The sequence below is a fragment of the Filimonas zeae genome (assembly GCF_014641615.1).
GTDB classification, from domain to species: Bacteria; Bacteroidota; Bacteroidia; order Chitinophagales; family Chitinophagaceae; genus Filimonas; species Filimonas zeae.
Genome location: NZ_BMIB01000003.1, coordinates 690784 through 706324, shown reverse-complemented (window position 1 = coordinate 706324; position 15541 = coordinate 690784). Strand labels below are relative to the sequence as shown.

General features: G+C 41.2%; 12 protein-coding genes. 3 read left to right on the top strand and 9 right to left on the bottom strand.

Annotated elements, in window-relative coordinates:
• Positions 1–3: 3 nt before the first annotated feature.
• From IEY13_RS16055 to IEY13_RS16030, 6 genes are all read right to left on the bottom strand, one after another.
• A complete protein-coding gene (locus tag IEY13_RS16055) occupies positions 4–2577 on the bottom strand; it encodes a TonB-dependent receptor domain-containing protein (protein ID WP_188953901.1) in 2574 nt (857 codons plus the stop codon).
• Between the two features lie 141 nt (positions 2578–2718).
• On the bottom strand, positions 2719–3354 hold the full coding sequence (locus tag IEY13_RS16050) for a nitroreductase family protein (protein ID WP_188953899.1): 636 nt from the start codon (positions 3352–3354) through the stop codon (positions 2719–2721).
• A 31-nt stretch (positions 3355–3385) separates the two neighbouring features.
• A complete protein-coding gene (locus IEY13_RS16045; RefSeq protein WP_188953897.1) occupies positions 3386–4273 on the bottom strand; it encodes a helix-turn-helix domain-containing protein in 888 nt (295 codons plus the stop codon).
• 424 nt (positions 4274–4697) lie between these two features.
• The gene (locus IEY13_RS16040; protein WP_188953895.1) at positions 4698–5156 is read right to left on the bottom strand and encodes an OsmC family protein; all 459 of its coding nucleotides are present in this window, start codon (positions 5154–5156) and stop codon (positions 4698–4700) included.
• A gap of 108 nt (positions 5157–5264) precedes the next feature.
• Positions 5265–6134, bottom strand: coding sequence for a hypothetical protein (locus IEY13_RS16035; protein WP_188953893.1), 870 nt, complete (start codon positions 6132–6134; stop codon positions 5265–5267).
• A 59-nt stretch (positions 6135–6193) separates the two neighbouring features.
• Positions 6194–7363, bottom strand: a complete 1170-nt coding sequence (locus IEY13_RS16030; protein WP_188953891.1) for an iron-containing alcohol dehydrogenase — start codon at positions 7361–7363, stop codon at positions 6194–6196.
• Positions 7364–7556: 193 nt separating this feature from the next.
• Between IEY13_RS16030 and IEY13_RS16025 the strand changes: the two genes are divergently transcribed.
• Positions 7557–9176 carry an ATP-dependent nuclease gene (locus IEY13_RS16025; RefSeq protein ID WP_188953889.1) on the top strand — a complete coding sequence of 540 codons (1620 nt, stop codon included), beginning with the start codon at positions 7557–7559 and terminating at the stop codon, positions 9174–9176.
• Between the two features lie 151 nt (positions 9177–9327).
• On the opposite strand, the gene IEY13_RS16020 is transcribed toward IEY13_RS16025, so the two are convergent.
• Positions 9328–11235, bottom strand: a complete 1908-nt coding sequence (locus IEY13_RS16020) for a hypothetical protein (protein ID WP_188953887.1) — start codon at positions 11233–11235, stop codon at positions 9328–9330.
• Between the two features lie 2 nt (positions 11236–11237).
• Complete coding sequence (locus IEY13_RS16015; RefSeq protein WP_188953885.1) at positions 11238–12461, bottom strand: AAA family ATPase; 1224 nt, start codon at positions 12459–12461, stop codon at positions 11238–11240.
• Between the two features lie 515 nt (positions 12462–12976).
• On the opposite strand from IEY13_RS16015, the gene IEY13_RS16010 reads away from it, so the two are divergent.
• On the top strand, positions 12977–13480 hold the full coding sequence (locus tag IEY13_RS16010) for a hypothetical protein (protein WP_188953883.1): 504 nt from the start codon (positions 12977–12979) through the stop codon (positions 13478–13480).
• A 479-nt stretch (positions 13481–13959) separates the two neighbouring features.
• Entirely contained in the window at positions 13960–14715 is a 756-nt protein-coding gene (locus IEY13_RS16005) for a hypothetical protein (protein WP_188953881.1), read from the top strand.
• Between the two features lie 94 nt (positions 14716–14809).
• On the opposite strand, the gene IEY13_RS16000 is transcribed toward IEY13_RS16005, so the two are convergent.
• Entirely contained in the window at positions 14810–15487 is a 678-nt protein-coding gene (locus IEY13_RS16000; protein WP_188953880.1) for a YceI family protein, read from the bottom strand.
• Between the last annotated feature and the right edge of the window lie 54 nt (positions 15488–15541).

The following is a 15541-nucleotide window of genomic DNA, read 5'->3' as shown; positions in this document are numbered from 1 at the left end:
CCGTTAAAACTTAATAGCCACACTACCTACAAACTGCCTTGGCATCTGGGGGCGTATGCTGGAGCTACCGGTCCAGATATCTTCATCCAGCAGGTTGTTTACCCGCATGGTTAAAGAGTAGTTATTACGGTCGTAAGATATTTTGGCGTTTACCAGCGTGTAAGCCGGTACATAAAAAGCACCATCTGGTTTCAGGTTCATGGCCCAGGTTCTACCTACATAGTTACCACCTGCTCCAATACTGAAGTTGTTCAGGAAGGTTTTTTCTTTGAAATGATAATGCAGCCATATGTTACCCTGATGGTAAGGGCCGGCAGTTATAGGGCGCAGGCCATCTACCGATGCATCGGCACGTACATATTTACTGTTATTATAGGCATAACCTAACATAACGTTAAACTGAGGCGTGGGATTACCCAGTATTTCTGCCTCAAAACCTTTGCTTTTTTGCGTACCATCCTGTATGCTGAAGAAGATGTTGTTGGGGTTGTTGCGTACAATATCATTAACCGTGATATTATAGTAGCTGAAAGTACCGGTAAAGTTGCCATTGAACAGCGCATATTTTACACCGGTTTCCCATTGGTAAGACTGCTCAGGTTTAAAAGCGCTTCCCTTTTCATCTGTACCATTTACATTACGGAAGCCGGTTTGGTAGTTGGCAAATACACTCAATTTGTTGGCCACCGGCTGGTACACCACGCCAAATTTAGGCGCCAGTGCATTCTGATTAAAACCTTCTGTCCATTCATCGTTAATACCATCATAGCGACCTTTAGCCACAAAGCGGTCAAAGCGTAAACCGGCGTTCAGAAACAGGTTACCGGTAAGATTCAGCACATCGTTTACAAAAGCACTGTAAATATTGTTTTTGGTTCCGTAATCGTATGTGCCAATCTGTTTGGTTTCAAACAGATTATCCAACCGGTTTTTCTCAAAATCGTAGTAGTTAGGAGCATTGCCTTTCAGCTTCACTACATCAAAAAAGTTTTCGAAAGGCACCGTAAACAGGGTACCGTTAAAGTTGCGCCAGTACGAGCTGCTGTTGTAGTGGTAATAATCCAGCCCAATTACCATTCTGTTGCGCAGCTGACCAATATGAAAATCGCCTGTAAAGTTCTGCTGAATCTGATGGGTGCTGAGCGATGACTCAAACTTGCGGGAGTTACGGCCCAGATAATCCGCACCCGGTGTACCAAAGCTGATGTTACCGGTAGGCAGACTGGTAAGCAAAGCCTGAACCACATTGGGCAGTAAGATAAAACGGCCTTCGTAGCCTTCGTCACTGCCGGATACATACAGCGCTGAAGTAGTAGAAGTCCACTGCGGACTCAGCTTATAAGTAACCGTTGCATTCAGATTCATGGCCTGGCTGTTGGCAGTCATGTTCTTGTTCATAAATGACCGGAACCTGTCCAGCCCAAACTCGTTTACATTCTCTGTACCAAACGCCTCTTTCACCGTAGAAGGCATCTGGTTTACAATAGCGTTGATATTGGCAGCAGGCAAACCCATTCCACTCAATATCTGTGCGGTGTATTGCTTTACAGCACTGGGTAACAACGTGAATATAACGCCCATGCTGCCACCGGCTGTTTTAGTGCTGTATATTTCACTGCTCAGGTCAATCTTTACCTTATCGTTCAGCTTATAGGTAAAAGCAGGTGCCAGTAGCGTGTTTTTATAATAACCACCATTATCGGTAAAATTGCCCTGATTGCTGGTAGCCACGTTTAACCTGGCCAGAAAGGTTTTCTCTTTGTTGATGGGCATGTTGGCATCCAAACCCAGGCGCTGAAAGTTATACGAACCCGCAGCGGCATCTACCGCCACGCTGAATTCTTCGTAAGGCTTTTTGGTTACGCGGTTAATTAAACCACCGTAAGAGGTTATCACACTTCCAAACAGGGTAGCAGAGGGCCCTTTAATTACTTCAATTTTAGAAAGGTTCTGCACGTCAGAAGGCATTACCACATTAGAAGCCAATCCGTTTAATGCACGTACTTCGGTGCTGAATCCGCGGCTTACATAAGTAACGCCACCATACATTAAACTGCCCGGCCAGCCGTCGTTGCTTTTATTAATACCCGGCGCATTACGCACCACATCATCCATATTGTATATTTTCTGCTGGGTAATAAGCGTGCTGCTAATGCCGGTATATACCTGCGCATTCTCCATATTGTTCAGCGGCATTTTACCTACATAATCACTCTGGCGGGCAATTACCGGTTTAACGCCGATAATCTTTACCTCATCCATCGTGTGGGTGGTATGCACTACCTGCAGGCTTAGCGCCTGTTCAGCCCCGTTTAGGGTAACCTGCTGTGTATATAACACTTCTCCCAGGTAACTAACTGAAAGGGTGTAAGTACCATAGGCCAGCTTACTGAAACGGAAATAGCCGGTATCATTACCAACAATAGTCAATTTCTTTTCTGCAATACTGATAACGGGAAATGCAACTGCCATTCCTGATTTGGTTTTTACACTACCGGAGATAACGCCCTCCTGGGCAAACATAGCAGTAGTGCACAGGCAGGCGAGTAACAGTGCCCATAGCTTTTTTGGTAACATCTTGTGTTATTATTTAAAGGGTTAGGGCGCAAAGGTGGGGGCAGAAGGGGGCGGAGGAGAAACGCAAACAGGAAGAAAGTTTACGATATTGGAAATAAAACAAATCCCCCGCCAGTTTCCACCAGACGGGGAAAGTTTTAACTAATCCACATATATCACAAACTCATCCATCTGGTTTCGCACTTTTTTCATCGGTGCCAGCCAGTCTTTCTCCGCATCGCGATATCCCAGATACAGCAGGGTTACGCTTTTCAATCCCTTCGCATGCAAGTCTAACACTTCATCTACCATAGCATTGTCAAAGCCTTCTGCAGGAGTACTGTCAATACGCAGTTCTGCAGCCTGTGCCATAGCCATAGCAAAAGCAATGTAACTCTGGCGGGCAGTATGAATAAAGTTTTCTTCTGCGGTCTGGTTCAGGTAAATGCCTTTTATTTTATCAGTGTAGCTGCTAAAGCGCCCTTGTGGCAATCCTCTTTCCTCCGTCATGCGGTCGTAAATGGTATCAATACGCTCGCTGGTATAATTATTCCACGCGGCAAAAACCAGTACGTGCGAGCAATCGCGCATTACTTCGGGATTGAGTGCGTACGCGCTCAGTTTTTCTTTAATAGCCTGATTGGTTACCACCAGCACCCTAAACTGTTGTAAACCGCTGGAGGTAGGGGCCAGCCGTGCTGCTTCCAGTATTTTATTCAGGTCTTCATCCTTTACTTTCTTAGCGGGGTCGTACGCTTTGGCAGCGTAACGCCAATTCAAATCATCTAACAGCGCCATATTTTTTTACTTTTAAATTTTCACTTTTTACTTAATTCAATGAGTTCCGATACTCCACAGGCGTTTTACCCACCTGCTTTTTAAATAACCGCGAAAAGTAAGGAAGGTTCTCAAAACCCAGACTATAGGCGATTTCAGAAACCGTTTTACCGGTGCCTGCCAGAACGTTTTTAGCCTCGTTTATCAGAAACAGGTGTATCAGTTCCTGTGCGGTTTTACCGGTTTCTGTTTTCAGCAGATCGCTCAGGTACCGGGGGCTTACATGCAGGTGATCTGCCATGCATTTTACGGAAGGTGTACCCTGCTTTTCCATTTCACCGCTTTCCATATACTCGTTCAGCAAACGATTAAAACGGGTAACCGTATGGCCTGATAACTCAGCCCGGTTCAAAAACTGCCGTTTGTAGTATCGTTGAGAGTATTTCAGTATTGCATCCAGATGCGTGAGAATGATCTGTCGGGTGTACTCATCCTGATTGTTATGATACTCGGTTTCAATTTTCTCAAACAGATCCCAGATAGCTTTTTCTTCGGAGGGTGAGAGGTGCAGTGCCTCGTTTATCTCATATTCAAAATAATGATACTTCTTAATCTCGCTGTGCAGAGGGTGACCAAACAGGTAATCTTCCCGTATGTAAATGGAAAAACCACCTTCTTCCAACTCCACATCCTTCATTATCACCTGCTGTTGCGGCTTTACAAAGTATAGTGAACCACCATTATTATCATAACGCGTACGGCCATAAGTAATACTGCCCGACTTCATCTTCTTCATACTGATGATATAGAAATCGCCCGTAAACACCCTTGTGCCGGTGCCGCAGCTGCCATTACAGCGTACTACACCCAGCATGGGGTTTTCCGGCGGCGGATAGCCCTGATTCCGTAACAGATGATCCAGTTGCTCATAATGCTCCATAACACCTCGTTTTTGCGATTACGGCAGTAATCAGAGCAAAATTACAGGAATAGCCGGGGAGGGGCGTTATACAAAACTGCGGGATGGTGATACTTTTTTACGCAGAAGCATTAAGCCGTATAGAAAAGAATGCAATAGGTGTAAACTAAAAAACACTGCCTGCAACCGCACCTTTATGTTGTTACAGGCAGCATATAATCTGGTATCAGTGAATACGATTAGCCTTTACCCTCATTTTTAGAATGCGCTGGGTAACAAGCATTAAAAAACTACCAAAGCCAAAAACCAGCAGGCTTAGCCCGGCCCAGAAAGCCATGCCCGGATCTGTTGTCAATGAATCCATATATAGTATAATAAACTGTGAGGTAATACTGTTTTAACAGCAGTTTCTACATCAGCGCTAAAATTGATTGCTGTTACACTATCAGGCCTGAACCGGCACTTCGCTTTGTACGATAATTACCGGATGAAAATGAATGGCCGACTTTACAGAGTTGGAAATAAGACAGGCTTTTTCAGACTTTACCAATACTTTTTCCGCCTTATCGCGTGCATTTTCTTCTGTAATCACCACTTCCGGCGTTAAAGTAATTTCACTGATCATATACTTACCATCCACCATTGCCAGCTTACCTGTACCGTGAGAGGTAAACGATACATACTCCAGATTAAAGTTTTCGGCAATAGCCAGAAAGGTGGTCATAAGACAACTGTTTACTGCTGCTACCAGCAGATGCTCCGGCGACCAGATACCGGCCATGCCTTTGGCAAATTCCGGCGGAGTAGCCACCTCCACCGTTTTATTCAATGCAGAAGATTGCATAATTCCCTTTCTGTCGTGCTGCCAGGTAACGGTTACATCGTATACATGTTCAACTGCCATAGTAGATTGTTTTATGGCGTAAAACTAGCTGGCACGCCGCCGGCGGGGAATGACGGCAGGCAGGCGGAAGGCTGATTGTGGTTGTGATGCCGTATGGTACCGGATAAACTAAATAGTGGCCGTGTGTACCCTGCTTATTTTTTCCAGATGCGTTACGCAGGGAGTAAACTCCTGTTTTGCGCCAATAACTATCCCAAATGGAGTAGGCTTACAAAGTTCTTCTGTTGTAACAGACAGTTGAGCGCCGTTAACCAACAAAATGCCGTCACTCACAACACACTGCACACCGTTCAGTTGAAAATGAGCATGGTTAAATGTTAAACCCGCCTCTTCTTTGTTATACTGTAGCTGTAGCAGTTCCGTATCAGCCTGTGTAACAGTAAGTGTTTCTCCGCTTATACGGCAGTCTATATTATCCGCAACGTAATTGACTATATTCCTGTTCAGGTTCAGCAGCAACTCATTATAATCATTATACAGCATCAGGCTAAAGCTGATGCGTTTATCCAGTATGTTTATGGCCAACAGCTTTGTTTCGTCTACGGTTAGCGGGTACAGATTGTTGCCGCCATTATAAGTGTAGGAAGTGTTATTAACACTATGAATTATTGATTCTATAGTATGGGTAAAGTCATAGTTGACATAAAACATAATATGTCCCAATGTTACCGACAGGCTGTTTGTAGCAGCAGTGAGCGGCTTTATTACCGCTTTACTTTTTTGTAAATTATAAGGAGCATTAATAGCAGCTTCCAACTGCTTCTGAGTAAGAATACCCGCCCGCAGCTGTCGCCAGTGCTGAGTGCATAACAATACGGTAGCAGCCGCTTCAACCCTGCCATAACGGGTACCGGCATTTTCTCTGGTGTGGTAATAACCTGTAATCAGCTGCCCGCATATAACGCAGCCATGCCCGCACCGTTTGGCTATCTTCCGTTGATCGGTAGTACGAAAGTAAGCGCCAGGCATTTGTTCCATAACCATTCTATTTATTATAAAAATAGTAAAATTGAAACAATAGCCTGACGCACTAATAATTATGAACCGTTATAACTCAATTCTACAATCTCCTTCACCTTATCGGGTGTAACAATACCATTTTCGCCCAGTTTAACCCATCCACGGGCCTCAAAACGCTTTACTATAATATCTGCCGTTTGCGCATAATCAGGAGTGTGATTAGCCAGCTTTCTATCCATACCCATTATATCCAGAAACTCCTCCGTTTTGCGGATAGCCTCCCGGGCAATCGTTTCTGTATCATCACCCTGAATATTCCATACCCTGCGGCCGTATTGCGCCAGCTTTTCCTTCTTAGCACTAAACAGCACTTTGTACAGGTTAGGGGCAATAATAGCCAGCGTACGGGCATGATCTATGCCATATAGCGCGGTCAATTCATGGCCAATCATATGCGTAGCCCAGTCGGTTGGTACACCTTTCTGGATCAATCCGTTCAGCGCCATGGTGCAACTCCACATAAAGTTGGCCGCCAGGGTGTAGTTGTCTGGCTGCTCCACCACCTTAGGGCCTATCTCCACCAGGGTTTGCAGAATACCTTCTGAAAAACGATCCTGTAAATACGCATCAGCAGGGTAGGTGAGGTACTGCTCCATCACATGCGTAAATGCATCTACCACGCCATTCTGGAGTTGCCTTTTCGGCAGAGATATAATCACTTTAGGGTCGCAGATAGAAAACACCGGAAACAATGCCGGGCCGCCAAAAGGCAGTTTCTCCTGCGTAGCCGCAATGGTAACTACCGATCCGGAATTCATTTCACTACCCGTAGCCGGAATCGTGAGCACCGAACCAAAAGGCACTGCATTTTCGCGGATTGACATTCGCTTGTACAGAATCTCTTTGGTATCGCCCTCAAAATGCACCGCCGCTGAAATAAACTTAGCCCCGTCAATAACCGAACCACCACCCACAGCCAGAATAAAATCCAGCTTTTCGCTGCGGATCAGTTCCACCGCTTTCATCAGTGTTTCATAATGCGGGTTGGCTTCAATACCCCCAAATTCCGTAACCGTAAAACCTTCCAGCGCCGCTTTCACCTGCTCATAAATCCCGTTCTTAAAAATACTGCCACCGCCATATACCATAATAACCCGCGCCTGCTTAGGCACCAGGTCTTTCAGTTTAGCAATCTGTCCCTCGCCGAATACTAACCGCGTAGGGTTATATAACTCAAAATTGTTCATAGACGGATGATTTTGTTTTACGGTGCAAAGTTAAGGGGTGCGGAGGAGCGGGGAATGATAGGAATGTGGGGGATTTTGATACGGAAGTACGGAATAAAACAACCAAGCTAGATTTACGAAATTTAGATCAACCTAAAGGCTCTACCTATAAATCCAATTCGTAATTTTATCTTAGCTTCTATACTCTAAACAAATGCATATAAAGTCTTTGCAACTCAATAACTTCAGATGTTTTACTGAAGCACATTTGGATTTTTCTAAGGGAATAAACATCATAACTGGTGTGAATAACTCGGGAAAATCATCAATAATTAAAGCAATTTATCGATTACAACAAGAATATAGTATAGATCAATCCGACATTAGAATAAATGAATCCTATCTGGAAATCCTTCTAAATATTAAGGATATTTCGGTAGAAGACCATGCAACATTTTCACATACAAAGCAAATGCTCAATTCAAAAACAGAACACGCTTATGTAAAATTCTCTATTTCTATATTTGGCAGCTCATCTAGCATGATAACAGAACAAGAAACCCAATCTCCTTTGACTTTAAAAGATTACAACTCTGTAAATAATAATGAACGTCCGTTCACACGAGAATTTATTTCACTGCCAAACTCTGAAGAAAAGCAAAATCTCTTTTATCCGTTTTTTGCCAAAAGAAAGAGAAACTATTCAGGAACTCAATTCGGCAAAACAAACACATTTGCGATTTATGAAGATTTTCAAAACTTAGCTGCGAAAGTATTAAAAACATCCAACAATTATAGGTTTAGAGAAAAGTTTCAAACTCTATGTAAGGAATTGATGGGCTTCGATATAGCAATTATTCCAGGAGAAAACAATGAATCAAAACTTGGTATATATGCAGGAAACAACAAAACTATTCCGATTGAGTCAATGGGAGAAGGCGTTATCAATATACTTGGGCTAATAATAATACTATTAACAGAAGAAGGTAAAGTCTTCTTAATTGAAGAATTAGAAAACGACCTGCACCCTCAAGTATTGAAAAAGCTCCTAAATTTAATAGTTGAAAAATCAGCAAGAAATCAATTCATCATATCCACGCATTCTAATATAACTCTTAAATATCTTGGATCCGTTCCGGATTCAAAAATTTTCTGCATCGAAGCTATTGAACATAACGATCAATTCCATAATTTAAACACATCAGTAATTAAGGCAATTGACAATTCCGTTTCAGAAAGAAAAAAGGTGCTAGAGTTGTTAGGCTATGACTTTCATGATTTTGAAATGTATTCTGCCTATATTATATTTGAGGAATCAACAGCCGAAAGATTTTTCCGAGAATACCTGATCCCATTCTATTTTCCCAACCTAAAAGGCAAAATCAGAACCATAGCTTCTCAAGGAGCCGCCGATGTAGAATCAAAATTTAAAGACTTAAACAATCTGTTTCTATTCCTACATACCAGTTCTATATATGAGAATCGGGTTTGGGTAATAACAGACGGGGACTCTGCAGGCTTAAATGCAATTGAAAAACTAAAAGAAAGATACAAAAGTTGGAATCCAGAACATTTTATCAATTTAAAAAACAATTGCTTAGAAGACTATTATCCATCACCATTCCAAAACCATATAGATAAAATTAGGGCAGAAAAAGACCGCCTCAAAAGGCAAACAAAAAAGGGAGAATTGGTAGAAAAAGTATTAGAATGGCTCACTAACCCAGACTCAGAAAAATCAGAATATAAGCAGAAAATATCCGAATTCATTGAAATTATAGCAAACATCTCCGAGTCTCTTGAACAACAACGTACCCAAAAACCAAAACTCTAGCAACCCGACAGTTAAAAACTTATTTCCTAGAAACAACCCATCACCCCCGATTAAAAGTTTACACTCTTATATTTTAGTACTGTCCCCAATAAAATAATTAACCATACAGATTAAATAGCAAATCAGCTAACTCACACCAATCAAAAGATATCTAACTATCCGTAGTCCCCGATTTATAAACTGCGACTTTTTTCCCTCCTTCTTTTTCTATCTTTATATATAGATTCAGCTCATTCAGTATAACATCTTCAAGGTCTGACTGAGATTTCACTACCTTACCGCATCTTTTCTTTAATTCAGACAAAGACAATCTTTTATTCAAAGCAACAATATCTAAAATCATTAGCTCTGCTTCTGAGAACTTCCCGACATCGCCAGCTACGGGACTCTCATTATTATTATTCGAATCATCCTTCTCTGTAAAACTATCTTCAGTAAGAGAAGGTCCTACAAAACGGACAAAAGTGTGAGTACTATCCGAAGAATCACTTGTTTCTAAAGTGAAATCTTTTATAATAGCAGCAAATCCATCAATCAAAATCCTAGTATTCGCAATATTATCACCCAAACCTTTCATTAAAGTTTTGGGTAAACTGGCAGCACCATAAACAGTCCCCCAAATACACAACGCGGCTCCCAAGTTTGAAATCAACTCACTTTCTAGATTGTCAATAAAATGTGACAAATCTCGTCCCGAAGTAAACAATATCCCTAAAACTCTTAGCACCTCGTTGTCAATACTTGTAATATTAAATCCATCCCTCAAAGACTCAAAAGATTTCATCAGACGAAGCAGATATTTTCTTTCCTCAGAATCATCAAAGTCTGCTATATTTTTCTTGAAATGATTTGCCAACTCAATTAACACACCTCTTCTGTCGCTAAAAAACGCATCAACATTTACAATACCGTCGAAGCGCAAAAAAAATAGTACAGTTTCTTTAAGATATTCACCTTCAACAAAACCAAAATCTGTATTTAATATAATACCAACACCTCTGCTATCGCTTTTCGTAAATCTTATGATATTAGAACAGAACAGGTTACTATCCTTAAATTTATCAATCTCGCCCTCAATTGAGCTATTTAAATCAGACAAAGCTCTATCCAATTTTTCAATATAGCTAACAGGAAATCTGCTATTATACTTAGCCTTAATCGCTAATTCAAGTCTTTTAATTAAAAGAGAAACAGGCAATTCTTTCAGCTGGCCTACAACCAGTCCCTGTATCAAAAGTTCAAAAACTGAAACACCTAAAACACTCAGAGATTTTACTCTATCAATATCTTCAGTGGACATATTTGAAGACAACAATATTGTAGTCTCTAAGGTTTCTACTTTTTGCCACTTGGCATAAAATTCAGAGGTTAGAATAAAAAGCGAATCCTTATCTACTTCATTAGCCCCATTTAATCTGTTTACATAAATAGCAAGTTTATTATTCAGCTCACGCAATAACTTACTTATATCCATCCAGCTTGCAGGTAAAGAATTCAGGCAACCTATCAAACCGCCCAAAACAGCACCAAACATTCGATCTACAAATCGTTCATTATAAAAATAGGCCTCTGTGAGATTATTATTCTCTTTAGGATAAAAAAAATCGGGGATATTCTCTATTGATATAAAGTCCTTGGCAACTTGCGAATTCGTCTTTGCATAATCAACATATTTAGCCTCAATACTTTTTAACGATCTAGCAAAAACCTCATCCAGCTCCTGTTGGGCCCGAAATAGCACCTTAAAGGAAGCGACAAGAAAAATAGTTCTATTAATAGCTTTATATCTAAATCCATGATTATCTAGCCTACAATCAAATTCACCTAAATCCAAATCAACTTCCAACAATAAAGGGACCCCTTCATCCCAATCATTTTTTTTTAAATGAAAAACCGGCAAATCAAACCCCAAGAGAAATTTAGGATTGGGGCTCAGCAAACATACACTAGATCTTTTATAACTAAATCCTCTATTATTATAAAAAACGGCAGGAGATATCGAAAGTGTAGTAAAAACACTATTGAAATCATTAGAGTTAAATGGAATATATGTTTTCATATCTAAAAAGGCAAATCACCTAATGTACTTTTCTTTTTTTCGTCGTGAAATTCAAATAATGCCCGATCAACCCCTTCAATGAAGGGAGATAATTTATTTGAGTAAGAAATAAACAAATCTCTGTAACTCCTCGTCAACGCCACATACAGCGGATTTCTCTCTGTCTCTCCAACTACAGAACATTTTGGAACAAATGTCACTTCAAACTGCAATCCCTTTGCACTATGATAAGTCATAAGCTTAGGGTTGTCAGTTTTGAAGTTCAAACTAATTGTATCATTTCCGTCAATGCGATATTTAGCCTCTACACCCCATCCTGTTTTATCGAAATAATCTTTGGCTTTTTTTACATCTTGATTATTGGGAAAAAGAACACCTACATCAGTATATTTCTGTGCAGTAACAACTTCTCTAATATAGGAAAGTTCATCCTCAAAATTTGAGCACTCAATCAACCTCGGCTTACTTACACCTTCCTTTTTACAACGATCAACGAGAGGGTCCGTTGACAAAGTAACCTGCTCTGCAACCTTGGCTATTTTCTTTGGAAGCCTATGATTAATCACCAAATTTTCCATTGGAATTCCAGTCAACACCTGAATCTCTTCCATGGTTAATAACTGTCCTTTCCTGTCTAAGTACTTATACAACTGTTGTGCAGAATCTCCAAAAAGAATAAAGTTCTTTTTGGCCGCTTTTCGTAATTCCTTTAACTCATCTATATCGAAGTCCTGCACCTCATCAACAATAATATATTCAGCTCTAGGCTTCATCCGATGCTCCCACTCCCAATGGTATAAAACCTTTGCCCCATCAATACCAATTGTGTTAATACCATCTTCGATAAACTGCTTTAATGCTTTGGTAAACACAATTACAAGATAATCTTTGTTCCCCTGTTCGGCCAATTCTTTTGCACGCCAAAGTGCCAATACTGTTTTCCCGCTCCCTGCACATCCTTTAACGATAAAAGAACTATTTAGGTTTCTTCTTACAATTCTGATCTGATAGTCATCAAGTTCCGACTCGTTAATATACCAAGACTCCTTTGCCATATATAATAACATTAATCGAATAGCTGTTGAGAAAACAGGCAGCCAATCTTTTATTACAAAAAAAGCATAATTTAAACTTTTTCTCACAAACACATTCACAAGAATCAATATTTCATCATCGAACAATTCTATTTTTAGCCAACTTAATAACTTGAAACGAATTAAACCCATGTAAAATCAAGCAAACATTACTCTTCACATTTCCATTAAATCTATTAGTATAAGCATAGAATACCATAACCTGACACCACACTTCACTTAAAATTGGCTACAAATAATTACCCTTCAAAAAGAAAGACATTTGCTTATCTCTATCAAATATTGGCCAATCTTAATGTAAATACACTTGATATTGTGGTGAATTATGGATACATATCTGCTTTTAGATGAAAAACAATAGCTTCAACCCTCCCAATACAAGTATGCTTCGGGGTGCAACCCATACTTGTCTTTTTTACCATTGGACTATCAGCCTCCAGAATCAGGGCTCTTGCAACTTTGACGATAAAGCCTGTGTAATATTAACGGACAAGAGGGTTCTAGTGAAATAGAATGTTTTTTCAATTTCTCACTACCAGTTACTTATACCAACTTAAATTTGATTCCTATTATGATGATTTTAAACGAGCTATGCGTTTTACCGTCAAATTGAAACAATAACCCCTTAAAGCATACCCCAAGCATATATGCATAACAAATATTGGCTTTTTCTACTGATACTAACAACCAGCTGTGCCAGTCGCGTAGCGAATGTTTATCACGCTACAGCAGCAGAAAAACGAATGCTGCGTAAAAACTGGCAATTACAGCTACTACGGCAGGAAAATAACACCGTTTACCGCTACACAGATAGCAGCACCCGTTACCAGGTTTTTTTCCTGTACGAGGGCGGTGAAGCGTATGTAAAAATAAGCGGCCCCCTTTTTATAAAAAGTAGCACAGGAAAGCACTATAACACCTATTTCTTATTAAAGCAGAACAATACCATAAAATTTCACAATCCGCTGTTGATCGAGTGGCAGCAAGAATCGCCGGATGAGCTGTGCAACACCCCGGAAGGTGCTGCTATCACCAGTGCTTTTCATACCTGCGGCACCTGGCATTATAACAACGATACCTTGTCAGTGGTAGCCAATACCAACACCGGTTCGCCTGCAGATACACTGATTGTATTAAAAGCTGTACGCTAAAACAGGGGCAAACGCTCCTTTGTTTTTTAGCAACCGTCACCCGCTTTCATTCTGCCAAACCGCAGCTGCAACACCAGTTCTTATCTTCCGCTGCCATACCATATTGCCCGTGCCTGCTCAGGCATCAGCCATTTTTTTCAGATAATCTGAGAGATTATGGGATAATTCCACGTTTCCAGGTGTATATACAACTACGAAAAACATTGTCTAACCAAACAACATTACTTATGAGCGCTTTGCGAAAAGTTAAACTACTGATTTCCTGCACCTTACTTCTTTTAGGGTTGGCGGCAGCTATTTACGGAATGGAGTTAAACAGTAACAAAATTCAGTTAACAGACCAGATTACTCTGACTAGTCATCACCCTATCTATTTACAATTTTACTATCTCGGGGTGGCAATGAGTTGCCTGCTCTGTGGTGCATTGATTCTGATGTCTGTAAAAGAATAAAAAGACATCTACCTAAACAACTTAAGAATGAAAAAAGTAAAACACCTGCTGGTGATAGCAGGCCTCCTGTCTATGGTAGCCTGTAACAAAGAACAATCATCAGCTGACAACACAGATAAACCAACGGTAGCAAGCTTATTTGAAAAATATAATTTCAGAAAGGTTGGCGACCCTGCCGATTCGGGGCTGGAAGTACGGGAAGTAACGTTGGAAGCCGCCAATCTGGAGGAACTGGAAACTACCTTGCAGGCTATTGATGCGGTGAGAAGTACCCCTGAACAAACGAAGGCACAGGAAGCGGCATTCCTTAAGCAGTTTCACGCCCAATATGGTACAAGTGTACGTGATTCCGTAAACAATCACAGTCCTTTTTATTGGGATCAGGCCAATAACAAGGGGTTCTCTTACGTACGTTGCATGAAATCATCCGGGCCAGACAATTCCGGAATACGATTGTTAGATGTAACGAACAATGTGAACTGGCGGTTAAGCCATGGAAACGTTTCGTATGTTTTTACCAACGACGTAGAACAAGGCAATTGGAATGAAGGCGGCTTAATACCAGGTTCAGGAGTGAAAGCTGCCGACAATAAGACAGTTTTTGAAATTGGACACGGTTACGGAGTTGTAGCCTGTAAACGAGAGTTCCTATATCGTATTACCGTGAAAGTAGAAACACCGGTTTTTGGTGCAGAACCGGGCTATGTGGTGAGAGGAACTGCTTTTTTTAACGTAGGCCCTTTTATTGAAAGTTATGAACATGGCACGATTGAAATTAACTAAGTAACAGTAATAGCAATGTTTTTCTGTATTGTACAGGCTGCTTTTGGGGCAGCCTGTCTCTTTGTTAATACACCCCTTGCCATACATTTTTGTTTTAACAACCATCCCCCGCTTTCATTCTGCCAAACCGCAGCTGCAGCACCAGATCTACCTTATTGGAAATAACCCCATCTTTCACCGCACTTAATATTCCTTCGGAGTGGTAGTTGATGCCCCATTGTGTTCTGTCAATCGTCAGATTCGCCTGAACAATCAGCGTATCATTCTGCACATGCCATACAAACGGAACAGTCAGCGGTTGCGATACGCCTTTCAGAGACAGGTTACCGGTAATATTGGCGGGTACAAACGGAGTGCTGCCGCTAACCGCGAAGGTAGCAGTGGGGAAACGGCCGGTAGCAAAAAAATCGTCCGATTTCAGGTGTTGGTCTAAATCTTTACCTCCGTTTTCATCAGGCAAATCGGTGCTGCGGATGCTGTTCATGTCTATCACAAATCGTCCGCCCGTGATCAGCTGAAAGTTACCGGTCTGTAGAGTGCCACCCAGCAACCCAATGGTACCCTGGTGACCACCACCGGTTATATACGAGGCTTTCCACTGTATTTCACTGGCTTGCGGCAGTAGCTGCCAGGCCGAATTTCCTGCAGGCTGACCAGATAAGGATTTCGTTTTGTGATGATCAACAGGTGCTGCCGGTGCTTTGCGTGTAGCCTTTAGCACCACAAAACCGCCAAGGAGTATGGTGGCGGATAAAATCATAATTTTATACATAACCGATGTTTTGCCCAAACTTAAAAAGCCGGGCAGACTTACCGGTTCAATGGG

Excerpts from the sequence above, each read along its gene's own strand:
- IEY13_RS16040 (WP_188953895.1), bottom strand. The coding sequence starts at position 5,156 with ATGGCAGTTGAACATGTATACGATGTAACCGTTACCTGGCAGCACGAC.
- IEY13_RS16010 (WP_188953883.1), top strand. The coding sequence starts at position 12,977 with ATGCATAACAAATATTGGCTTTTTCTACTGATACTAACAACCAGCTGT.
- IEY13_RS16000 (WP_188953880.1), bottom strand. The coding sequence starts at position 15,487 with ATGTATAAAATTATGATTTTATCCGCCACCATACTCCTTGGCGGTTTT.
- IEY13_RS16005 (WP_188953881.1), top strand. The coding sequence starts at position 13,960 with ATGAAAAAAGTAAAACACCTGCTGGTGATAGCAGGCCTCCTGTCTATG.
- IEY13_RS16055 (WP_188953901.1), bottom strand. The coding sequence starts at position 2,577 with ATGTTACCAAAAAAGCTATGGGCACTGTTACTCGCCTGCCTGTGCACT.
- IEY13_RS16045 (WP_188953897.1), bottom strand. The coding sequence starts at position 4,273 with ATGGAGCATTATGAGCAACTGGATCATCTGTTACGGAATCAGGGCTAT.
- IEY13_RS16050 (WP_188953899.1), bottom strand. The coding sequence starts at position 3,354 with ATGGCGCTGTTAGATGATTTGAATTGGCGTTACGCTGCCAAAGCGTAC.
- IEY13_RS16035 (WP_188953893.1), bottom strand. The coding sequence starts at position 6,134 with ATGGAACAAATGCCTGGCGCTTACTTTCGTACTACCGATCAACGGAAG.
- IEY13_RS16025 (WP_188953889.1), top strand. The coding sequence starts at position 7,557 with ATGCATATAAAGTCTTTGCAACTCAATAACTTCAGATGTTTTACTGAA.
- IEY13_RS16020 (WP_188953887.1), bottom strand. The coding sequence starts at position 11,235 with ATGAAAACATATATTCCATTTAACTCTAATGATTTCAATAGTGTTTTT.
- IEY13_RS16015 (WP_188953885.1), bottom strand. The coding sequence starts at position 12,461 with ATGGGTTTAATTCGTTTCAAGTTATTAAGTTGGCTAAAAATAGAATTG.
- IEY13_RS16030 (WP_188953891.1), bottom strand. The coding sequence starts at position 7,363 with ATGAACAATTTTGAGTTATATAACCCTACGCGGTTAGTATTCGGCGAG.